Origin of the sequence: Niveispirillum irakense DSM 11586 (genome assembly GCF_000429645.1) — a bacterium.
Classification (GTDB): Bacteria; Pseudomonadota; Alphaproteobacteria; order Azospirillales; family Azospirillaceae; genus Niveispirillum; species Niveispirillum irakense.
Genome location: NZ_AUCG01000020.1, coordinates 357345 through 379861, shown reverse-complemented (window position 1 = coordinate 379861; position 22517 = coordinate 357345). Strand labels below are relative to the sequence as shown.

20 protein-coding genes are annotated in these 22517 nt (G+C 63.2%); 7 read left to right on the top strand and 13 right to left on the bottom strand.

What is annotated here, in order from left to right; translation table 11 throughout:
• Positions 1 to 93: 93 nt before the first annotated feature.
• Both G473_RS25920 and G473_RS25915 read left to right on the top strand, forming a co-directional pair.
• The gene (locus tag G473_RS25920) at positions 94 to 375 is read left to right on the top strand and encodes a helix-turn-helix domain-containing protein (protein ID WP_035706104.1); all 282 of its coding nucleotides are present in this window, start codon (positions 94 to 96) and stop codon (positions 373 to 375) included.
• A 1-nt stretch (position 376) separates the two neighbouring features.
• The gene (locus tag G473_RS25915) at positions 377 to 1666 is read left to right on the top strand and encodes a type II toxin-antitoxin system HipA family toxin (protein WP_051330048.1); all 1290 of its coding nucleotides are present in this window, start codon (positions 377 to 379) and stop codon (positions 1664 to 1666) included.
• A 6-nt stretch (positions 1667 to 1672) separates the two neighbouring features.
• On the opposite strand, the gene G473_RS0108740 is transcribed toward G473_RS25915, so the two are convergent.
• The 8 genes from G473_RS0108740 to G473_RS25910 all read right to left on the bottom strand — a co-directional run bounded on the left by G473_RS0108740 (position 1673) and on the right by G473_RS25910 (position 9654).
• The gene (locus tag G473_RS0108740) at positions 1673 to 2377 is read right to left on the bottom strand and encodes an RES family NAD+ phosphorylase (RefSeq protein ID WP_245580015.1); all 705 of its coding nucleotides are present in this window, start codon (positions 2375 to 2377) and stop codon (positions 1673 to 1675) included.
• Positions 2374 to 2787, bottom strand: coding sequence for an MbcA/ParS/Xre antitoxin family protein (locus G473_RS0108735; protein WP_029012788.1), 414 nt, complete (start codon positions 2785 to 2787; stop codon positions 2374 to 2376). Before G473_RS0108735 ends, G473_RS0108740 begins: the two co-directional genes overlap by 4 nt.
• 128 nt (positions 2788 to 2915) lie before the next feature.
• On the bottom strand, positions 2916 to 3308 hold the full coding sequence (locus G473_RS0108730; protein ID WP_029012787.1) for a C-glycoside deglycosidase beta subunit domain-containing protein: 393 nt from the start codon (positions 3306 to 3308) through the stop codon (positions 2916 to 2918).
• Positions 3309 to 3320: 12 nt separating this feature from the next.
• Positions 3321 to 4328 carry a sugar phosphate isomerase/epimerase family protein gene (locus G473_RS0108725; RefSeq protein WP_029012786.1) on the bottom strand — a complete coding sequence of 336 codons (1008 nt, stop codon included), beginning with the start codon at positions 4326 to 4328 and terminating at the stop codon, positions 3321 to 3323.
• Between the two features lie 472 nt (positions 4329 to 4800).
• Entirely contained in the window at positions 4801 to 5853 is a 1053-nt protein-coding gene (locus G473_RS0108720; RefSeq protein ID WP_029012785.1) for a sugar phosphate isomerase/epimerase family protein, read from the bottom strand.
• Between the two features lie 234 nt (positions 5854 to 6087).
• Positions 6088 to 7239, bottom strand: a complete 1152-nt coding sequence (locus tag G473_RS0108715; protein ID WP_029012784.1) for a Gfo/Idh/MocA family protein — start codon at positions 7237 to 7239, stop codon at positions 6088 to 6090.
• A 189-nt stretch (positions 7240 to 7428) separates the two neighbouring features.
• Positions 7429 to 8895, bottom strand: coding sequence for an MFS transporter (locus tag G473_RS0108710; RefSeq protein ID WP_035706101.1), 1467 nt, complete (start codon positions 8893 to 8895; stop codon positions 7429 to 7431).
• Between the two features lie 93 nt (positions 8896 to 8988).
• On the bottom strand, positions 8989 to 9654 hold the full coding sequence (locus G473_RS25910) for a TetR/AcrR family transcriptional regulator (RefSeq protein ID WP_154667320.1): 666 nt from the start codon (positions 9652 to 9654) through the stop codon (positions 8989 to 8991).
• Between the two features lie 225 nt (positions 9655 to 9879).
• Between G473_RS25910 and G473_RS0108700 the strand changes: the two genes are divergently transcribed.
• The 5 genes from G473_RS0108700 to G473_RS25900 all read left to right on the top strand — a co-directional run bounded on the left by G473_RS0108700 (position 9880) and on the right by G473_RS25900 (position 16591).
• On the top strand, positions 9880 to 12153 hold the full coding sequence (locus tag G473_RS0108700; protein ID WP_029012782.1) for a TonB-dependent receptor: 2274 nt from the start codon (positions 9880 to 9882) through the stop codon (positions 12151 to 12153).
• An 84-nt stretch (positions 12154 to 12237) separates the two neighbouring features.
• Positions 12238 to 13809, top strand: a complete 1572-nt coding sequence (locus G473_RS0108695; RefSeq protein WP_035706098.1) for a carboxylesterase/lipase family protein — start codon at positions 12238 to 12240, stop codon at positions 13807 to 13809.
• A gap of 28 nt (positions 13810 to 13837) precedes the next feature.
• On the top strand, positions 13838 to 14461 hold the full coding sequence (locus G473_RS25905) for a gluconate 2-dehydrogenase subunit 3 family protein (RefSeq protein WP_029012780.1): 624 nt from the start codon (positions 13838 to 13840) through the stop codon (positions 14459 to 14461).
• Positions 14458 to 16143, top strand: a complete 1686-nt coding sequence (locus G473_RS0108685; RefSeq protein WP_029012779.1) for a GMC oxidoreductase — start codon at positions 14458 to 14460, stop codon at positions 16141 to 16143. Before G473_RS25905 ends, G473_RS0108685 begins: the two co-directional genes overlap by 4 nt.
• A gap of 4 nt (positions 16144 to 16147) precedes the next feature.
• Complete coding sequence (locus tag G473_RS25900; RefSeq protein ID WP_035706095.1) at positions 16148 to 16591, top strand: nuclear transport factor 2 family protein; 444 nt, start codon at positions 16148 to 16150, stop codon at positions 16589 to 16591.
• Between the two features lie 20 nt (positions 16592 to 16611).
• Here the strand turns inward: G473_RS25900 and G473_RS0108675 are convergent, their stop codons facing one another.
• The 5 genes from G473_RS0108675 to G473_RS0108655 all read right to left on the bottom strand — a co-directional run bounded on the left by G473_RS0108675 (position 16612) and on the right by G473_RS0108655 (position 22456).
• Entirely contained in the window at positions 16612 to 17577 is a 966-nt protein-coding gene (locus tag G473_RS0108675) for an N-acetylglucosamine kinase (RefSeq protein WP_210163258.1), read from the bottom strand.
• Positions 17574 to 18734, bottom strand: a complete 1161-nt coding sequence (locus G473_RS0108670) for an SIS domain-containing protein (RefSeq protein ID WP_035706092.1) — start codon at positions 18732 to 18734, stop codon at positions 17574 to 17576. Before G473_RS0108670 ends, G473_RS0108675 begins: the two co-directional genes overlap by 4 nt.
• Positions 18727 to 20022: a D-tagatose-bisphosphate aldolase, class II, non-catalytic subunit gene (locus G473_RS0108665; protein WP_029012776.1), complete on the bottom strand. Its 1296-nt coding sequence runs from the start codon at positions 20020 to 20022 to the stop codon at positions 18727 to 18729. Before G473_RS0108665 ends, G473_RS0108670 begins: the two co-directional genes overlap by 8 nt.
• A gap of 218 nt (positions 20023 to 20240) precedes the next feature.
• Positions 20241 to 21155, bottom strand: a complete 915-nt coding sequence (locus G473_RS0108660) for an EamA family transporter (RefSeq protein WP_051330046.1) — start codon at positions 21153 to 21155, stop codon at positions 20241 to 20243.
• A complete protein-coding gene (locus G473_RS0108655) occupies positions 21152 to 22456 on the bottom strand; it encodes a glycoside hydrolase family 27 protein (protein WP_029012774.1) in 1305 nt (434 codons plus the stop codon). Before G473_RS0108655 ends, G473_RS0108660 begins: the two co-directional genes overlap by 4 nt.
• Positions 22457 to 22517 lie beyond the last annotated feature (61 nt).

Sequence of the window (22517 nt, the reverse complement as noted above, 5' to 3'; positions counted from 1 at the left end):
ATCACCGATCCGTTATAAAATTCGGCGCCGCTTGTCCATATCACCGACCCGTTATAGGCTGGTGGCACGTTCCCCACCCGTGAGCCTGGTGTCATGGCCGTTCCCCTGCATAACCTGGATGATGTGCGCACCCTGGTGCGGACAGCGCGGCGGCGGCTTGGGTTGACGCAGGCCCAGGCGGCGGGGCTGATCGGCCATACGCAGAAATGGCTGTCGGATTTCGAAACCGGCAAGAACGATCCGCCCACCAGCATGATCCTGAAATTGCTGGTGCTGCTGGGCATTCCGCTGACCGCCGGCAATGACGGGCCGGATATGGCCGCACCTACCGGCAGCACCGATGAGCGTGAAATCGATCTGGATGAGGGGCTGTGAGATGGTGGCCTCTGTCCGTCTGCACGGCTTGCCGGTCGGGGAATTGCGCGCCAGTGCCAGCGGGGCGCTGTCCTTCACCTATCTGCCCGCCTTTGTGGCGGCGGTGAAGGCGGGCCGGTCGCCGCTGCACGGGCTTTCCGCCCGGCTGCCGGTGGCCGATGCGCCCTATGGGGAGGATCGGGCCGGCCCCTATTTCGATGGGCTGTTGCCCGACAATGCCAATATCCGCAGCACCCTGGCCCGCTATTTCCAATTGGATGCCAGCGATGATTACCGGCTGTTGCTGGCGCTTGGCCGGGAATGCCCCGGTGCCGTCGCCATTGTGGAACCGGATGCGCCCATCGTGCCGGAAGATGATATCGCCCCGGATTATGATCTGCTGGATGCGGCGCGGCTGGCGCGGCATATCGCTGATCTGCCGCGCCGGCCCCTGTTCGTGGATGCCGATGGGGAATTGCGCCTGTCGCTGCCCGGCGTGCATCATAAAACCGCCCTGTTGCTGGTGGGGGACCAGTTGGCCCTGCCGCGGGGCAACACGCCGACATCGCACATCCTGAAGGTGGATATTGACGGGCTGCCGGATTCCGTGCGCGTGGAACATTTCTGCCTGCGCGCGGCGGCCTCTGTGGGGCTGGATGTGCCGCGTTCCAGCATCCGCCGGGCGGAAGACCGCACCTATATGCTGATCGCCCGCTATGACCGGGTGCTGGTGGAAAACAATGGCCGCCGCCATCTGCGCCGGCTGCATCAGGAAGATTTCTGTCAGGCGCTGGGGCGCTATCCGCGCGAAAAATATGAAAAGGATGGTGGGCCGGGCTGGCCTGACTGTTTCGCCCTGATGCGGCTGACCGCCGACCCGGCGGCGGCGGTGCAGGAACTGCTGGGCCGCGCCATTTTCCAGTTTCTGATCGGCAATCCCGACGCCCATGCCAAGAATTACGCCCTGGTCTATCGCGGCAACCGCATTCTGCTCAGCAAGCTCTACGATGTGAATAACGCCGCCGCGTTCCGCCTCCATTACAAGGAACAGCGTCCGCGTCTGGCCATGTTCATCGGTGGTGAGCGTGACCCCGCCCTGCTGACCGGCGCGCATTGGGACGCCTTTGCCGCCGCGGTGGGGCTGCGGCGGGAACTGGTGCGTGACCGGTTGCGCGCCATGGCGCTGGCCCTGCCTGAACAGGTCAGGCTGTTGCGGGAAGGGATGCGGGGCACTTTGGCCGACACCCCCCTGCTGGATCAGGTGGTGGCGGATGTGCGCGACCGCTGTGGGCGGGTGGCGGCATGGGATTGAGGTGGCTTACCCCCCTTCCTGACCCGTCACCCGCCAGACCTCCCCGCTATCCAGCTTCTTGACGTAATCAACCGAGCTGCCGTTCCAGTGATAGGCGAAGTGGGCGCCCTGGACCGGCACCGGTATCACATCCGGCCAGAAAATCGCGATGCACTGGCCGCCCGGATATCGCACGCTGGGCCATGTAATGCCGTTGGACCCGGCCGCCCGGCGTTCCGCACCAAACGCGTGGGACGGGGCGTAATCGCTGGGGTGCAGCAGATCGGCGCGGCCCGTCACATCATCCAGATCCGTATCCACCGCACCGATCAGTTCGCGGAACTGCGCGGTCCAGCCGGGTGGTTCCGCCGTGGCCTGCATGAAGCGGGCATGGTGGTGGATGGTTTCCGCAATCGCCACCTCTGTCCGGTCGCCAGCATAGTAAAGGCCGAAGCTGCCATCGGAAAAGTGGCCCGGCCGCAGCCTGGAACAATGGACGAAGGGGGCCATGACCCAGCTGGCCCCAGGGCCGGCAACCCGCCGGGCCGGTGGCACCTTTGACAGGTCGCCAATGCTGTCGCGGACGCGCGGGTTGAACTTCGCCTCTGCCGAGGCCAGCGCTTCCCAATCTGCCGGGTCGGCAATATCCTCAAACAGGTCGATGGGCGGGTGGATGGAGCGGATGATACGCACCGTCCTGGCCCAGGTGACGCGCCGGACCGGCACCGTCACCAGCCGCCCCTTTCCGCATCCAGATAGGTGCGCAGGTCGATCAGGTCGGTGATCTCCCCCCGCAGCATGATGTCAAGCGCCCGCTGACCGGCAAAGGCGGCATTCGGCTTGCGCACCCAGGCATAGGCGCGCGCCGGCTCCGTGAACAGATAGCGCAGGGCCTTGTGAATCCCCATCAGGATCGCCATCCGGGCCCGCAAATCGCGGTCGATGCGGCCAATATCGCCATCTTTCCAGCGTGCCCAGGTCCGCGGGGCCATGCCGCCCAGCAGGGTTCTGGCCTCCGCATCGCTCAATTCCCAGGCCCGGAACAGGTTGACACTCGTGCGCGCCAATGCTGCCGCCTCTTCATCCGTGATCAGGGGCTGGCCGGGGCTGGCTTCGATGGGATGGACTTCTGCGAACTGCATTGCCTGTCTCCTTTGGCATAAGTATAGCCATTCTCTGCCAATTGGCAAGGTCCCGCGACCGGCCATAAAAAAGGGCATGGCAGCCTGTGCCGCCATGCCCGAATAACCGGCTGATCGGGGGAGAATGATCAGGCGGCGATCTCCAGCTCCTTACTGTCCCGCGTGGTCGGCACGAAGGGCAGGTAGGAAACACGGATACGTTCGGCCAACTGAACCTTGTGCTTACCGGGCGGCAGGCCGCCGGCCCGCAGCACGGTGATCAGGGCCTTTTCACCGAAATTCCAGCGGTCGCTATATTCGGTTTCCATCTCATCCAGCGTCCAGGTGCGGCCACGCACGCTGAAACGGACCTGTTCACGCGGCACGGCTTCGCCGTCGATGGTGACGGCGATGTCTTCCACCATCGACAGGCCGATACCGCGGTAATAGGGCAGGCGGGCCTGGAAGGCGAAACCGATGGTGTCATCACCCTCCGTCACGTTACCGAAGCCATCTTCACAGATCATATATTTGTCGAACATGGGGGCGGCTCCTCAGGCGGCGGGGGCGGCGGCGGTTTCGCCGATCAGCTTCTTGAACATTTCCTGCTGGCGGCGCACCTGTTCGATGCTGTCCACCGGGAAGGCATCCTGAATCCAGCGATTGCCTTCATATTCGGAGCAGATATAGCCCTTGTAGCCGCCCTGCTTCAGCACCTTGATGATCTCATCATAGGGGATGGAGGGCTCAACCAGATCCTCTGTCATCTCATAGAATTTGGCGTGGATGTTCCAGATGCGGTCCATATGGTCCAACATCCGCTTGGGCTCAAACGCTGCATTGTGGCGCAGCGTGATGGCCATGCCGATGGCCGGGCCGACGCCGCCCATCTTCTCCACCTCCAGGATCACATATTCGCTGAGCGTGCGATCCTCGTACGCCTTGCAGATATAATCGGCGATGTGCTGGGGCACGCCGTCACGGATGAATTTCGCCTTCCAGACCGGCGGGAACTTGAACAGGAACATGCCCATATCGGGCAGGAAGCCCAGATATTTCGACCCGGATTTCTCAAACGCCTCAGCATGGCGGATGATCCAGGGATGGTCGAAATGCAGCGGCGCATGCACCTCGATCAGGATGCGGACATTCTTGCTTTCCGCATAATCGGCGCAGGCGACCAGCACGTTGGGGTCGATGGACACCAGCGCGCGGGTATAGGGACAGCCCAGCCGGGCAGCATGGTCAATATCGACCTTGCAGCTTGCCACCTGTTCATCGAACGGCATCGGCCGGTCTTTGTACTTTTTATAGTCCAGCATGAAATCATGGCAGACGGGCGTGGTGCCGTACTTCGCCATCAGGGCATGCCAGTTATCGTAAACCGACTGGTCCAGCGGGTTGGGGTAATGCGGGAAGGTCTGCTCTGAAATCAGCTCAATCCCTTTGGCGCCCATCTCGGCTGAAACCTTGATCAGGTCTTCCAGGGACTTCTTCCCGAGGAAATATTCCTCCTGGTAGCTGTAGAGGCTTACACCCCTTTTGATTTCGTAATTTGACATGGAACTATCCTGCTTCTTGGGCTCAAACGACGGCCCCGCCGGGAGCCGGTGGATAGCGGCGGTCTCGGGGCATTGCCCGATGGCGGAAAAGCCCCGACCGGGCAGCCAGGATGGCGCGCCAGAGGGTGTGGGGCCGAAAATATCGTAATTAGAATTATCATTCTTTTATTGGAAAATCAATCGGACGCGGAACGGATTTTTTAGGGGCGGAGGGTGAAGCATACGACCCGTAACACCGGCCTTTACCGTCATCCCGGCTTGCCCCCATAGGCGCTAAGTTAACCTCTTGCCCCGACGAGCTTTCCCCGCGAAAGCGGGGATCCGGGGCCAAAGGCGCTCAAGCGTGGTTCTTATGGCCCCTGGACCCCCGCTTTCGCGGGGGAGGCAGGAAGGTGCGAACCCCTAACTTGATGCCCATGGGCGCAAGCGGGGGTGACGGGATATAAGCTGAGAATAACGGGAGAAACGGGTTTCAAATCCCCAGCAAACGCCGGTTCAGCCCTTCATCCGCGCCAGCATCGGCGAAATCGTCGAAGGCGCGCTCGGTGACGCGGATAATATGGTCGCGGATGAAAGGGGCCCCTTCCCGCGCGCCATCTTCGGGGTGCTTCAGGGCGCATTCCCATTCCAGCACGGCCCAGCCGGGGAAATCATACTGCGCCATCCTGGCGAAGATCGCCTTGAAATCCACCTGCCCGTCGCCCAGCGAACGGAAACGGCCCGGCCGGTCCACCCAGCCCTGATAGCCACCATAGACACCCGAGCGGCCATCGGGCCGGAATTCCGCATCCTTCACATGGAAGGCGCGGATGCGGCTATGATAGCGGTCGATGAGGGCCAGATAATCCAGTTGCTGCAAAACGAAATGGCTGGGATCGAACAGGATATTGGCACGGGCATGGCCGCCCACGGCATCCAGGAACCGTTCAAAACTGGCCCCGTCATGCAGGTCTTCGCCCGGATGCAGTTCGAAGCAGAGATCAACGCCCGCTTCGTCAAACGCATCCAGAATCGGGTGCCAGCGCCGGGCCAGTTCGGCAAACGCTTCTTCCACCAGCCCGGCGGGGCGCTGCGGCCAGGGATAAATATAGGGCCAGGCCAAGGCACCGGAGAAGCTGGCATGCGCCGCCAGCCCCAGATTGGCGCTGGCGCGGGCCGCCAGATGTAATTGTTCCACCGCCCATTGCTGGCGGGCGACCGGGTTGCCGCGTACCGAAGGGTCGGCAAACCCGTCAAACAGCGGATCATAGGCCGGGTGAACGGCCACCAACTGGCCCTGCAGATGGGTGGAAAGCTCCGTCACCGCCAACCCCTTGGCGGCCAGCATCCCCTGCACCTGCTGGGCATAGTCGCGACTTTCCGCGGCCAGCCGCAGGTTGAACAGGCGGGCATCCCAACTGGGGATCTGTACCCCCTGATAGCCCAGCCCCGCGACCCAATCGGCGATGGTTTCCAGGCTGTTGAAAGGGGCGGCATCGCCGGCAAACTGCGCCAGGAAGATGCCGGGGCCTTTAATGGTGCGCATGGGTATTCCTCCGGGTGGTGGGGTAGTTTTGCCGTATAAATTTCGTGCATTGCGTGGGGCGAAAGGGCGACCTGTTTGGCGCCTCACCCACCGTCACCCCGGCGTAGGCCGGGGTCCAGTATCATAGAGCAAAGCGCCTGTGGCCCCTGGACCCCGGCCTACGCCGGGGTGACGGTAGGAGGATGCGGGAATAGTGAGGATAATCAACGCCGTCGGCATTGACTCCCCTTGCCCCTAAACCCTCAGCCGACTCCACCCCGCCCGCGCCTGGCTGTTGGCCACGGCGGTCTCGATGAAGGCCATGCCGCGCAGGCCCGCCTCCACCCCCGGCAGGCTGCCATCGGCCGGCATCGCGCCCGCGCGGATGGCGGCGGCGAAATCGCGGTAGAGATTGGCGAAAGCCTCGATATAGCCCTCCGGATGGCCGGTGGGCAGGCGGGTGGCGCCGCGCGCCGCCGGGCCCAGATTGCCGGCCCCGGTATGCATAACCTCTGTGCGGCCATCCAGGCCGTTGATGGTCAGGGTGTTGGGCACCTCCTGCGACCAGTCCAGCCCGGCCTCTGTGCCGAACACCCGCAGGCGCAACCCGTTGCGGTCGCCCGCGGCAATCTGGGAGGCGTGCAGCACACCGGGAACACCCTGTGCCGTGCCATCCTCGAAACGCAGCAGGATATTGCAATCATCATCCAGCCGCCGCCCCGGCACCATGATGGACAGGTCCGCACACAGTTCCCGCACCGGGGCCCCGGAGACATATTCGGCCAGATTGAAGGCATGGACGCCGATATCACCGATACAGCCACCCACCCCGGACAAGGCGGGATCGGTGCGCCAGCCGGCCTGCTTGCTGCCCGTTTCCTCCAGCGCGGTGGACAGCCAGCCCTGGCTGTACTCCACCACCACCTTGCGCAGGCGGCCCAGGCGGCCCGATGCCACCAGGGCCCGCGCTTCGCGCACCAGCGGATAGCCGGTATAGGTGTGGGTCAGCGCATAAAGCCCCTTTGCATCGGCCACCACCCCGGCCAGCCCCTGCATTTCCGCCAGCGACAGGGCGGCTGGCTTGTCGCACATCACATGCAGGCCGGCGCGCAAGGCGTCCAGGCTGGCCGGTACATGCAGATGGTTAGGCGTGACGATGGCGACCAGATCAATCCCATCCGCCCGCTGACGCTCCGCTTCAATCATCGCCTGATGGCTGGGATAGGCCCTGGCAGGGTCGATGCCATAACCGGCCCCGGCCTGGCGGGATCGTTCGGCATCGCTGCTGAAGGCCCCCGCCACCAGCCGGATGCGGCCATCCAGCTCCGCCGCCATTCGATGGACAGGGCCGATGAAACTGCCCGGCCCGCCGCCGATCATACCCAGACGCAGAATAGGTTCGCTCATACTGTCCTCCCGTTGGTTTTTTTGGTGTTGGGTTGTTCTTTGTCAGGGTGTTGATTCTGCCAAACAATGCCCTTCTCTCCGTCACCCCGGCGAAGGCCGGGGTCCAGAGGCCACAGCGCATCGCTTTACGAACTGGACCCCGGCCTTCGCCGGGGTGACGGAAACGGAGGCCAAACCGACCGCCCCCCCTCACTTCCGAAAAATCCGCAGATCGCGCGGCAGGCGCGTCACCAGGAACGCCACCAGCAGCAGCAACCCGGCAAGCAACGGCATGGTCAGCAGAAAGGCGACCCTCGCCGCGCCATTCGCCAGATCGCCCGCCAGCATGAAGAACACGCCGCCGATCAACGCCGCCCCACCGGCGGCCCCCAACTGCTGCACCGCCTTCATGCTGCCCGACGCCGAACCGGCATGGGCGACATCCACATCCGACAAGGTGACCGGCCCCAGCGGCCCGCCCACCATACCCATGCCCGTACCAGTCAGCAGCAGGGCCGCCCCCAGCGGCACAAGCCCACCATCGCCGGCCACCAGGGCTGCCAGCAGGCCCAACCCGGCCAGCATCAGCGCCACACCAATCAGGATCAGCCGCAAGCCAATGCGCGGCAGCGCCCGCCTTGCGACAAAGCCAATGGCCACCGAGGCCCCCAACGCATAAGGCACATGAACCAGGGCGGTTTCCAGCGGCGTGCAGCCCAGCCCATATTGCAGCGTCAGCGTCAGGATGAACAGCAGCCCCGCCGTCGTCGCCTGAAAACAGAGCGACAAACACAGCCCGACGCTGAACCCGCGGTTGGCGAACAGCACCGGGTCCACCAGCGCCTTTCCATGCGGGGCCTGCCGGCGGATATGGGCGATAAAGGCCCAGGCCAGCAGCGGCGCTGCCACCAGCAGTGCCAGACACCAGAGCGGCCAGCCCGCCTCCCGCCCCTGCAGCAGCGGCAGCAGCAGGGCCAGCAGGGTGGCGGCGATCAGACCGGTGCCTACCATATCGACCGCACCGCCATAGGCCGACCGACCCGGCGGCAGCAGGCGCCAGGCGGCGATCAGCCCCACCACACCCAGTGGCCCGTTGATCAGGAAAATCGGTCGCCAGCCCAGGCCGAACAGGTTGGCTTCAATCAGAAAACCGCCGATCACTGGCCCCAGCACGGCCGCAATCCCGCCCAACACGCCAAACACGGCCAGCGCACCGATACGTTCGGCCGGCGGATACATCACCTGGATCAGTGACATCACCTGCGGCAGCATCATGGCCGCCGTCGCCCCCTGGGCAAGCCGCGCCAGCACCAGCATTTCAGGGCTGGTCGCCAGCCCACAGAGAAGCGAGGTGGCAGTGAACCCAGCCATGCCCAGCATGAACAGCCGGCGATAGCCCTTGGTATCTCCCAGCCGGCCGCCGGTGATCAGCAGCACGGCAAAGGCAACCGCGTAACCCGCCACCATCCATTGCATCGCCGCCGTATCCGCCCCCAGATCGCGCTGGATGGAGGGCAAGGCGACATTGACGATGGTCAGGTCGATCAGATCCATCATGAAGGCGCCGGCAACCACCACCAGCGCCTGTTTGCGCCGTTGCGGCGTCATGGCGGCGGCATGGTCGACGGCGTGCAAGCTGGCGGCCCGCCCGCTGGCGGGGGCAGCACCGGATGCCATGGTGGCAGACCTTTCCGTTTGGAGATTCGGCCCGCATCGACCGAATAAGAATGATAATTCTATTTATAAACGGAAAGGCGCGCCGTCAACGTCTCATCGATGGGCGTTGCGCAGATATGTCGAACACATCACCCCCACCTCCGTTTTCAGGTTCTTCCAGTCGGCCTTGTTGTAATTGCCGCCGGTCATACCGAAACCCAGATGGCGGGCGAAGGTGGAATAGGCCACGCGCAGGATGGTATCGATGGCCAGTTCCGGCAGCGTGTGGCCAATCTCCTCCCGCCGCGCCAGCAGGGCTATTTGCACCTTGTCGGCCAGATCCTGATAGCCGCGCTGCCCCAGCGCACTGACCACCGGGTCGTTGGCGGCGCGCTGCATCATCGGCCGCATTACCGGGGCATTGCGCTTCAGGAACTCCGCCAACTCATCCACAAAGGCGCGGACCAGGCTGTCCAGGTCGCCGGCCTTTGCCGTCATCCGCTCCACCATTTCCGACTGTTCGATGATCATCCGGTCAATGAACCGATGCTGCACCACCTGGATCAGATCGTCCTTGCTGTCGAATCGGCAATAGATGGAGCCGATGGAGACCTTTCCCCGCTTCGCCACGTCGGTCAGGGCGAAATCATCATTGCCATGTTCCATCAACAGATCGGTGGCGGCGGCCAGCATCCGCTCAAAAGAGGCGCGGCTGCGCCCCTGTTTGGGTTCACGCCCGGCGGGATTCAACAGCGGCTCGCTCTCCGACACCTCATCCATGATCGACACCTTCACGCCCTTAAAAAATTAAAACCCTGATTCTATTGGCTTCATTCTAGGAGCCCCTGTCTTCTCAGGCCAGTCCAAATTACCATCGTAACCACAGCGTGAGAGAACGGCTTGACGCCCGAACGATCCGGGGTTTAAATGATTTCAGAATTAGGGTTCTAGTTTTAGAAAAAGAGCCCAGGCCCTAACCAAGCGGGCTCTCAAGGGAGGACATCAATGCGTACCCGTTCGAAGCTCCTGCTGGCCGCAGGCGCGGCTGCCCTTTTTGCGACCTCTGCCCAGGCGGCCGAGGGGGATTTCACGCTGGAAGAAATTGTCGTGACCGCAACCAAGCGCGCCACGAACCTGCAGGACACGCCGATTGCGCTGCGCGCCTTCAGCGCCGATGATCTGCTCAAATCCGGCGTGACAGACGTGAACGGGCTGACCCGACTGGCGCCGGACCTGAACATCACCAGCGACACGATCTTCACCAAGATCAGCGTGCGCGGCGTATCCAGCCAGGATGTTTCCGAGGCGTCCGACCCGGCCCTGACCATCGGTATTGATGGCGAATATATCAACCGTCCGGTAGCGCTGAATGCCAGCTTCTTCGATCTGGAACGGATTGAGGTGCTGCGCGGACCGCAGGGCACGCTTTATGGCCGCAATGCCACGGCAGGCGCCATCAACATCATTGCTGCCAAGCCGGTACTGGGCCGGACCACCGGTTTTGCCACCGTGGGCTATGGCAATTTTAACGCCAAGAAGGCCGAAGGGGCAGTCAACGTTCCCCTGGGCGACACGGTGGCCGTGCGTCTGGCCGGGATGCACACGTCCCATGACGGCTATCGCAAGCATGGTGCGGTCGGCCGGGGCGAAGACCAGAATGTCGATGCCGCACGCCTGTCGCTCGCCTGGGAGCCGACGGAAAATATCCGCACCTATATTGCGGGTGAATATGTCAATGTCGACCAGTTGCCGCCCTCGCAATACGGTGTCCTGGTCGCCCAGAATGGCGTGCTGACCAACCCCGCCTATGCGTCTGGCATTGTGGATGCCATCCCCTCCACCCCGGCGCTGGAAAATAACGGCATCCCCTCCAACCTGACCTTCAGCGGGATCAATACGCGCAATTTCCCGCTGGGTGATCTGGGCAATTTCAATAGCGAGCAGTTCGCCTTGCGCGGCCGGATCGAAGTGGATTTCGATCTCGGCACCCTGGCCTATCTGGGTGGCTACCGCGATAATAAGACGGACAGCGCCCTGCCGCTGAACGGCTATCTGCCGGCCACCTTCACCTACCGCAACAACAAGCTGAATTCCGAAACACAGAGCCACGAAATCCGCCTGTCCAAGACGCTGGACAGTGGCTTGTTCTATCAGGTCGGCGGTTTCTATTTCCGGGAGAAGGTGGACCTTTCCCGCGGGCTTTATCTGGAACTGCCCAAGGCCTATCTGAATTATTTCTACCGTCCGGACGTGCTCTCCACCTCCAAGGCTGCCTTCGGTCAGGTGACGGTGCCGCTGATGGGGCCGGAACTGTCAGTCACGGGTGGCCTGCGTTATACGGACGATGCCAAGAGCGCAACCTTCTACAATTACGGTGCACGTTTCGGCCGTGGCGAGGGCCCGACCCCGCCTGCCTTCGGCTCACCCGGTGCCACCATCCTGACACCAAGCTCCTCCTCCGATCAGGTGACCGGCAATATCGGCATCGACTGGAAGCCGCTGCCTGACAGCTTGGTCTATGCCAAGGCCAGCACCGGCTATAAGAGCGGTGGTTTTGACAGTGTCGGTGACTATGATCCGGAGAAGCTGACCGCCTATGAGGTCGGCACCAAGAACCGCTTCAATAACGGTCGCGTGCAGTTCAACGCCTCTGCCTTCTATTATGATTACAAGGATCAGCAGATCCAGGTCTTCGTCGATAATAATGTCGGCGCACGCACCCTGAATGCCGGCAAGTCGCGCGTCTGGGGTATTGAAACCGACACAAGGTTGCTGTTGAGCCCGGTGGATGAGCTGTCCTTCACCATCAATTATCTGGATGCCAAGGTGCAGGAATTCACCGCCTCGCTGATGGGCGTCGATGGCAATGCCATCAATGACAGCGACCCGGCAACACCCGGCATCCAGCCATTCGATCTGGCCGGCAATCGCCCGCCGCAGGCCCCGAAATGGACGATGTCGGTTGGTTACAACCACACATTTGAAATCGGCGATGGCTCCAACATCGTGGCCGGCGCCTTCAGCCGCTACAAATCCGCCCATTACCTGTCGGTGGTGAATTGGGCCGGGATGCGGCAGAAGGGTTACATTATGACCGATCTGTCGCTGGAATATAATTCCGCCGATGGTGATTATTCCGTCCAGGCCTATGTGCGCAACCTGGAAGACAAGCAACCGCTGGCCTTTGCCAATTTCAACGCCGCCGGTGGTTCGCTGATCTATAACACCATCTATGTCGCGCCGCGCACTTTCGGCATCCAGGGCACCTACCGCTTCTGATGCAAAGCCCTTATGACAGTCGGCACCTGCTTTGCCGGCGCCGACTGTCATCAAGGACATGGTTTCAGAATGGGGAGCGCTGGGATGGGCCGACAATTCCGTTTACTGACAAGGGCTGCCTGCCTGTTGTCACTGCTGGCCGGTGTGGCTACGGTGCAGGCGGCGGCACCGCTGGTCGACACGAATGCCGGCCCGGTCGCCGGTAAATCCGCCGGTGGGGTAGATGCCTTCCTGGGCATTCCTTATGCTGGCGATACGGGCGGGGCCAACCGCTGGCGGCCCCCCCAGCCGGTGCCCGCCTGGACAGCCGTGCGGCAGGCTACGGATTTCGGCGCTGATTGTCTGCAGGAACCGCCACACAATCCCCCCGGTGGTTCTCCCTGGACGGCTGAATATTTCCCCACCGGCACGGCGAGCGAGAACTGCCTGTTTGTAAATGTCTGGCGGCCGGCGGGGGCTGCGACGGCCGGAAGTTTGCCGGTCCTGGTCTGGATTCATGGCGGGGCCTTTGTCGGTGGCTCCGGCGCTGTGCCGCTTTATGATGGCACGGCCTTGGCCCACCAGGGCATTATCGTTGTCTCGTTGAATTATCGCCTCGGTGTCTTCGGCTTCATGGCCCACCCTGCCCTGTCGCAGGAAGCAGGTTCATCCGGTAATTACGGGCTGATGGACCAGATCGCCGCGCTGCGCTGGGTGAAAGAGAATATCGCCCGGTTCGGGGGCGACCCGACACGGGTGACCGTGGCCGGCCAGTCCGCGGGGGCTGCCTCTGTCCATGCCCTGCTGGCCTCCCCGTCGGCCGCCGGCCTGTTCGGGCAGGCGATCGCGCAGAGCGGTTCCGGCATGGGCATCCCCATCCTGCCCCATGCCGCGGCGGAGGCCATGGGCGAAAAACTGCTGAATGCTGCTGGTGTTGAGAGCATTGAGGCCCTGCGCGACCTGCCGGCGGATGCTGTGGCCAAAGCCGGCAAAGACCCGTCACTGGGACCACCCGGCCTGCGCTTCGCCCCGATCACGGAACCTTCCATCCTGCCGGACCCGGCAAAACAGCGGCTGGATGTGCCCGTGCTGACCGGACTGACCGCCGATGAAAGCAGCACCGGGCGCGACTGGTCATTGGCCAGCGTGGCGCAGTTGGACGATCTGCTGGTTCGCCGTTTTGGCGACAAGGCTATCCAATTCCGCCCCTTCTACACGGCGTCGGACGATGCGACGGCGTCGGTTGCCGTAAAGCGGCTGCTGCGCGAGCAGGCCATAGCCTCCATGCTGGCCTGGGCGCAGGCACGGCCAGCAGATGCGGCCCCTGTTCACGCCTATCTGTTCAACCACACCCAGACCGGCACGCCGGCAGAACGGTTCGGCAGCTTCCACAGCGTGGAACTGGCTTATATGTTCGGCACGCTGGATAAATCCGGCCGCGCCATTCCGGCGGCCGACCGGGCGATTGCCGCCAGCATGATGGGCTATTGGGTGAATTTCGTGCGCGATGGCGATCCCAATGCCAAGGGCTCGTCGCTGCCGGTATGGCCGCGCCTGTCCAGCGGCAAGATCATGGGCCTGGGCGATAAGACGGGGCCACTGGACCCGCTGGAGCCGGCCCGCAGGGACGCCTACCGTGACTTTGTCGCCGGCGGCGGCAAGTTGGGCCTTTTCTGACACCGTCAGATCACAAGGGATAGTGCAGATGCCAAACATCGATAGTCCCCCTACTGCCAGTCGCCGCCATCTGCTGCGCGCCGGGCTGGCGCTGGCCGGCGCGGCGCTGACACCGGCCCAGGTCTGGGCGCAGGTCGCCCAAGCGACCCCGCCGCGTATATTCCCACGGACGCAGCAAATGCTGGACCGGGTGTGCGACCTGACCATTCCCGATACGCAGACACCCGGCGCAGTGAAAGCCGGGGTGCCTGCCTTTGTCGTTATGGCGCTTGACCATGGCCTGTCCGGCACAGGCCGCCCCCCCTCGCATGACCAGTTCCCTGGCGGCCGGCCCCCGCCGGAGGCCAACTGGCTGGTCTGGCTGGAGTTTGAGCTAGACCGCCGGGTGGGGGGCGTATTCTCTTCCGCCAAACCGGCGGCCCAGGCCAAGGCCCTAGCCGATCTGGATGCGGCCGCCTATGCCAAGGGGGGTGAGAAATCGCCCTGGCGCACCCTGAAAGGCCTGATCGTCACCGGCTATTACACGTCGGAAATCGGGGGCAGCCAGGAACTGTTCTTTGAACTGGTGCCGGGTCGCTTCGACCCGGACGTACCCGTCGGCCCCAATGACCGGGCTTGGTCGAACGATTGGACAGCGGTGGATTTCGGATGAACACAGATTTCGACGCGATCGTCGTCGGCTCCGGCATCACCGGCGGCTGGGCGGCAAAGGAACTGACCGAAAAGGGCCTGAAGGTTCTGATGGTCGAACGCGGCCGGCACATTGAGCATGGCACGGATTACGTCACCGAAATGAAGGCGCCGTGGGAGATGCCGTTCCGGGGTGAAGGCGACCCGCAGCTTTTTGAAAAGGACTTCGCGGTTCAATCCAAGAACCGGCATTTTACCGAATATACCCAGAACCATTTCGTCAATGACCGCGAGAACCCCTATTCTGTGGCTGATGGCACCCAGTTCAACTGGTGGCGCAGCTATCAGTTGGGCGGCAGGTCGCTGACCTGGGGCCGCCAATCCTATCGGATGAGCGACCATGATTTCGGCGCCAACAAGAAGGACGGCCACGGCGTTGACTGGCCCATCCGCTATGCCGACCTGAAGCCCTGGTACGATCATGTGGAAAAATTCATCGGCGTGTCGGGGCAGAATGAAGGTCTGTCCTCCCTGCCCGATGGTATCTATCAGCCGCCCATGGCCTTGAATGTGCTGGAAAAGCACGCCAAAGGGGTGATTGAGGCGCAATGGCCGGACCGGCGGCTGACCATCGGCCGCACCGCCAACCTGACCCAGGACAAAGAAGGCCGCAGCGCCTGTCAGAACCGGATGCTCTGCCCGCGCGGCTGTTCCTATGGTGCCTATTTCAGCACGCAAAGCTCCACCCTGCCCGCCGCCCAGGCCACCGGCAACCTGACCCTGATCACCGATACGGTGGTGGAAACCGTCGATTACGACGCCAAGGCCAAGCGGGCGCGCGGCGTGTCGGTGTTGAATGTGAAAACCGGTGAACGCCGCCGCTATACCGCCCGCATCATTTTCATGAATGCCGGGGCCTTCAACAGCAACCATGTGCTGCTGCGCTCCCGCTCCGAGGCCTTCCCCAACGGGTTGGGCAACAGCAGCGGCCGGCTGGGCACCCACATCATGGACCATGCCAGCACCGTGGGGGCCATCGCCCTGTTCGATACATTCCAGGATCGGACCACCTATGGCAACCGACCTACGGGCGTGATCATCCCGCGTTTCCGCAATCTGGGCGACCAGCCGGAAGCGGATTTCGTGCGCGGCTATTCTTTCCAGGGCGGTGCGCTGCGCAGCACCTGGACGCGCGGCAAGCGCGAAGCCGGCATCGGCGAAGCCTTTAAAGACAATCTGCGCCATGTCGGCCCCTGGCGCATGGTCTTGGTCAGTTTCGCCGAAAGCCTGCCACGCGAAACCAACCGCCTGCGCCTGGACCCGGTGAAGGTCGATCCATTCGGCGCCCCGCTGCTGCAGATCGATTTCACCCATGGGGAGAATGAGCGCAAGGCCCTGACCGATGCCGGGAAGGAGGCCAGCGCCATGCTGACGGCCGCCGGTGGCAAGGTCATCCTGTCCTTGAACCAGCCCGGCATCGGCGGCAGCGCCATCCATGAAATGGGCGGGGCGATGATGGGGTATGACCCGCGCACGTCGGTCACCAACCGCTGGAACCAGTTACATGACGTGCCCAATGTGTTCGTCACCGATGGCGCGGCCATGGCGTCATCGGCCTGCCAGAACCCGTCGCTGACCTATATGGCCATGACGGCCAGGGCCTGTGATACGGCGGTGACCATGCTGAAGCAGGGCCGGATCTGAGGCCATGCTGGACCGTAAACAGTTCCTCTCCCTGGCCGGCCTTCTGCCCCTGGCGGCGGCCGGCGGGGCGCAGGCCGCCGGCCCATCGGGGCTGGAGGATTTCTGCACCCTGTTTTACCGGCAGAAGCAGGTGCGCGCGGCCTTCGAGCGCTATGTGGCGGTTGATTACATCCAGCATAGCAATGGCATGGCACAGGGGCGGGAAGCCGCCATCGCCGTGCTGGAACCCATGTTCACCCGCCCGCAGTTCACCGCAATCCCCGTCAGCACCATTGGTCAGGGTGACATTTCCATCGTGATGCTGGATGTGCGTGTGGGACCCGATATCCGGGCCGCTGTGATGGATATTTTCCGCTGGCAGGACGGCTTGATCCAGGAACATTGGGATTTGAAACAGGAACTGACGGCGGACCAAGCCGTCAGTTATTTCGATCACTTACGCCCGTAAAGCTGTTGCACGCCTATGGATCATGGCACGGCGCACGGTCGGAGCGGATAGCCCGCCAATCGCGCCGCCTGGATTGCCGCCCCCAGCATCGGCGTAAAGCGCGGGGGGGACAGGACATAATCCACGCCTGTCTGCGCCAGCGCCGCGCGGAACGGCACCAGGATGCCGTCACCGGCACGGAACACGCCGCCGGAATAGGAGACCGGCACCGGCTGCCCGGCCCTATACCCCAATGAAACCCGCACCGCCTCGACAATGGCGACCAGTTCCTGGGCGGCGGCAACCAGGATGGCAGCGGCCTGATCATCCCCCTGTTCCGCCGCCCGTGACACCAGACGGGAGAGCGACGCGACATGGTCGCGGCTGGCAGCATCACCCGCCATGATCCGGCCGGACAGATCCAGTTCACTCGACAGGGCGAACAGATCCATCATCATCGCGTGCAAGGGCCCCTTGGGCCGGCGCCCGTCGCTCATCCGGCTGAACAGGTTCAGCCCCTGCACGGCAATCCAATGGGCGGAGCCTTCATCGCTGAACAACTCCCCCCAGCCACCGGCCCGCGCCGCCCGCCCCTCTCGCTCGCCATAGCCGATGGAGCCGGTGCCGGCGACGATGTTGATCCCATCCTCGCCGCCCAGAGAACCCGCCCAGCCGCAGACCATATCGTTACCGCAATGATATCGGCGATGCCCCAATATCTGTTCCGGTAGCGCATCAATCAGCGGTTGGATGCGGCTATCCTCGCCATAGGCCGGCAGGCCGAAAAAGGCATGACGGATGGCACCGGCACCGATGCCCACCTTGGCCAGCAGCGCCCGGACCCCGGCTGCCAGCACATCGCGCAGCCCGTCCAGCCCGATCTGCAGGTGATAGGCGTTGCTCTCCTCATGGCTGGCGGCCACCGCCCCTGCCTGATCGACCAGGACGAAAGCGGTTTTGGTGCCACCGCCATCAACACCCAGGAAATAGCGCCCCGTCTCCATCATGGCGCCTGATGGATGCGAACGCCCTGCACCACCCGGTTGACGGTGCCCGACGGGTTCGGGTTGTCAGGCGTGCGGCCAAGGGCCAGCGACTGGTGGAAGGCCAGCATCTGCGGCCCGGCGATGAAGGGGATCATCAGGTCGATATCGGCGGCCTGCGCCATCCCCGGCACGATCAGGCTGCGCACACCGGCCGGTACGTCCAGCGGCTGCGCCGAAATGGCCAGCAAGGCCCCCATCTTGTTATCCCGCGCCAATTCCTCCAGCAGGTCCAGATCGTAGCGCCTTGTATAGGGATCGTTCGAGAGGAAGATGGCGATCAGCGTACGGTCGGTGACAATGGTTTTCGGCCCATGCCGGAAGCCCATCGGGCTGTCGAAACAGGCGGGAATGGCACCATCGGTGAGTTCCAGCAGCTTCAGTGCCGCTTCCCGCGCCAGCCCCTGGAACCCGTGGGAGCCGAGATAGACCAGCCGCTGAAATCCGGCGCCGGCGAGGTCACGGGCAAGATCATTGCCACTCTCGATCACCGCCCGCGTCGCGGCGGCAATCGCCCCTGCCCGCCCCGCCATGCTGGCCGGGCCGGTGAAGGCGGCCAGGGCGGCATACATCATGCCGGTGAAGCTGGAAGTCATGGCGAAACTGCGGTCATGCGTTTCCGGCGGCAGCAAGATGGCATGGAAGCGCGCATTGTCGGCGGTGCAGCGCCGCGCCAATTCCCCCTCCCCATTGCAGGTGATGACCAGATGGCGGATATCGCTGACCAGATTGTCGGCAATATCAACCGCTGCCACACTTTCCGGGCTGTTCCCCGAACGACCAAACGACACCATGAGGGTGGGTATGTCGGGCTGAAGATAATAGGTGGGCGCAGAAACAATATCGGTCGTGGCAATCGCCTCCACCCGTGCTGCCAGACGGGCGGACAGATATGGGGCGAGACATTCCCCGATAAAGGCGGAAGTGCCGGCACCAGCCAGGATGATCCGCCCTTCCCGCCGGGTCACGACGGGCGCCAGGAAAGCCTCCAGCGCCGCCACCTGCGCCATCAGCACGGCCTGGACACGCATCAGGCTGTCCGGCTGCTGGGCAATTTCCCGCGCCGTCCAATAGGCGCCGGCCGTCTTCAGGGCCGCTTCATCAAGCCCGAGTTCACGCATGATGGACTTCCTTCACGGGGCGGCAGGCGGCGCTATAGCTGGCCAGCACGGCAATGATCTGTTCAATGACAAGGTGGGCGGGATCAAGATCGCACTGCCCGGCGCGGATGGCGGCATAGGCGGCCGGCATATATTGGCTGACCAGCGACAAGGGCGGCGGCGAGGCAATCAGGTTGGCGAACAGCTTTTCCTGCGCGTCCCGCACCGCCCCTTCCGGCCAGTAATAGCGGATGCGGTCGCTGAGACTATATTGGAGATCATAGTCCAGGCCGCGCCCTTCGGCGTGATAGTATTTGGCCCAATGTTTCGGGTTCTCCCGCATCGTCGCCATGGCAGCATCACGGAAGCCAGACCGATCTTCCGGCACCCATTCCCGCTCAATCGCATCCAGCGCCCAAAGCGCTTCACGCAATGCGAAGGTGACACCCGGCCCCACCTTCAGGATGGCAAAATGGTCGCGGACCAGCGCTGCCAGAGCCTCCGGCGTCTGATAGTCGGTGGAGTGCGCCTCATAAACCATATGCCCGTAGGCATCGATGGCATGGGAAAGCGCCTGTGCCTTGGCCGGCACATAATCGACCACCTGATGATGGTCGAATTCCACGCCGGGCTGCACCACGGCCGCAACCACCCGCTCCCAGGCGGTCACCAGGCCGTGCTCCTGGAAAATGGCGCGGTGCGTTTCAATGGTGGCACGCGCCGCTTCCGGCGTCGTCACGGCCAGCTCACCCAGATCCTCCGCCGCACCGCCCGGCACCGGCACTTCGGTGCCAATGACATAGACCGGCGCCTCCCCGCCCACGTCCTGATAGGCCTTCTCCGCCACCAGGGCCAGCCGCGCCGCGCGGGTGGCGATGGTCGCATCGGACAGGGGCACCGGGTCGCCAGCGCAGGACATGGAGCAATCCAGATGGATCTTGCGGAAGCCGGCTGCCACATATTGCGCGATCAGCAGATCCGCCTTCTCCATCGCAACATCAGGCGGCAGATTCTGCCAGACATTGGGGCCCAGATGGTCGCCCCCCAGCAAGATACGGGTGCGATCGAAACCCACCTTGTCGGCGATTGCGTAAACGAAATCCCGGAAGTCGGCCGGACGCATGCCGGTATAGCCGCCATCCTGGTTGACCTGGTTGGATGTCGCCTCGATCAGGGCGAAAGCATCCCCAGCCCGCAGGGCCTGGATGAAGGTCGCCTCAATAACCAGCGGATGCGCCGAACAGACCGAATAGATCCCGACCGGGCTTCCGGCTTTGTGTCGCGCGATCAGGTCGATAACCGCTTTCATGAATTCCTCCGGTCGGCAAGGCGCGAAAGGCGCGCCGACTGAAACGATATAAAACGAAACTTCGTTTGCGCGCAATATCGAAAGATAGTGAAAGTGAAACTATCATTTCGGAGGCGCAGAGAAGGCATGGCGGCCAGCATCGGCACGCCATAGGGCAAGCGTCAGGAGGACAACCGGCCTGCGGTGATCGGCCCCGATAACCGCAAGCGGTTGTCGTATCAGCGCTTTTCCCCCTCTTCAGGGGTCAGCGCCAGCAACAGGGCGGCAAGGGCAGCGAGGACCAAAGCCACCAGCTTCAGCGGACCTGGCAGAGTGCCGACCAGGATCAGGGCGAGGATCGCCGTCATCAGCGGCGCGCCGGCATTGGTCAAGGGCGACACCACGATGGCCTTGCCATGGCGGAAGGCAAAGACGAGACACAGCGCGCCCACCGCGTTCAACATCTGGATCAGGCCGGCGAGCCACGGCCCATCCAGGCCCCAATTCACCGGCTGGCTGAAATCCGTCATCATCCAGGCCACCGGCGCCAGCAGCAGCCCGGCCAGCATCATGTAAAAGAAGATGCTTTCCGCCCGCATGCTGTGATTGGCCAGCTTCATGAAGAAGGCCTGCAATCCCCAGCACAGCATGATCACCAGCGACAGCAGGAACCAGAGTGCCGTGCCCGCCTCACCCTCGCCCTGGGGTGCGAAATCAAACAGGGGCAGAGCGATGAGGGCCAGAACGATACCGATGACACCCAACCGGTTGGTCCGTTCCCGCAATAAAGTGAAAGAGAGCGCAATGGTGATGACGGGTGACAGCGAGATGATCGGGAAAATCAGATAGGCCGGGCCAATGGTCAGCGCATAGAACAGGATCATCTGTCCGCCGGCCCCCAACAGCCCGATGATCATGCCATAGGACAGCGCCTTCACTCCGCGATCCAGCTTCCAACCCGACCGGGCCAGCACAATCAGGGCCGGCACGATCATGGTCAGCGACCAGACGCAATAGACCAGCGTATCCGGGAAGCCCCGCTCCGCCGACAGGCCGGTAAAGGCCCCCCAGAACCCCCATAGGACCATGGTGGCCAGGGCGTAAAGCAGCCAGGGCGCCACGCGGGACCGGCTTTGCAGGTCGCTTACGCTCATCGTGCCGCCTCCATCATGTTGATCTTCAGCAGCACGGTGTCATGCGGGATCACTTCCAGGCTCAACCGGCCCGCCTCGGTCCCCAGGTCGCGCTGGCGCCACAGGTCGCGCACGCGGGTCAGGCGCTGCCCCGGTGGCAGCAGGGCGGCAAGGTCAGCCGAGACCGTCGCCACTTCCCCACCCCGGTTCAGGATCGCCACCGCCTGCCCGCCATCGGCCAGCGGTTTGACGAAAATCTCCACATCGCCATCATCGCGCACCTTGGCGGCCTGGATGCCCAGCCGGTCCTGGTTGATGGCGATGACGTCGCGGTTGGTCAGGGTGGCCAGGGTGAAGGCGTCCAGTTCGCGGATATCGGTGCCGGTCAGCAGCGGCGAGGCCAGCATGGCCCAGAGGCTGAAATGGCTGCGATATTCAACATTCGATGCTCCGGCGCCGACCAGTTCCTTGCTGCGCCCGTCCAGACCGACGATCAGCATGTCGAAGTCGTTCCACTGGCCGGGCTTGGCATGGGCGGCCAAGCCAACGCCACGATCCAGCATGTCCAGCACATCGAAATAATAGCCCTCGCGATGGCCGGGATAATTGTAATCGTCAGAGATATCCTGACCAATGCGCCAATGGTTGGCACCGATAGCGCCAGCCCATTCCCAGATCCGCGCCCAGCCGCAATGGCAGGGGTGATAAACCACCGGCCGGCCAGTCGCGATCAGGGCCTTGGACATGGCACCATAAAGGCCGATCATCGTGTCGGCTGAGGCATCCTTGTGCGAGCAGCAGCCATCATATTTCAAATGATCCACGCCCCAGGACGCGAACAGGGCGGCATCCTCCGCCTCGTGCCCCTCGCTGCCAGTATAGCCGGCGCAGGTGGTCTGGCCCGGCCCGGAATAAAGCCCCAGCTTCATCCCCCGCTCATGGGCATAATCCGCCAGATAGCGGATGCCGCGCGGGAATTTCACCGGGTCATAATCCAGCGGATACTGATTGCGCGGCCCCTTATGCTTCTGCCAGCCATCATCAATATTCACATAGATATAGCCAGCATCGCGCATGCCGTTGGCGATCATGGCGTCGATGGTGGCGATCACCAGCGCCTCGTCGATCTCAACGCCGAAATTGTTCCAACTGCTCCAGCCCATGGGGGGCGTGCGGGCCAGACCATTATCAATGGGGGCCTGCCGGGCCAGCGCCGCCTGGGCGGCGGGCGACAGGCCCCGCTCATTCTGGGCCGATGCCGGCAGTGCCACCGCCAGCATCAGCCCAATCAGGAGAAGAAGACGGGAAAGGGGATAGATCATTCCGGGCCTGCCTTGTCATAAGGGTCGGGACCGCAGATGAGCGGCCCCGGGAGGGCGCCCA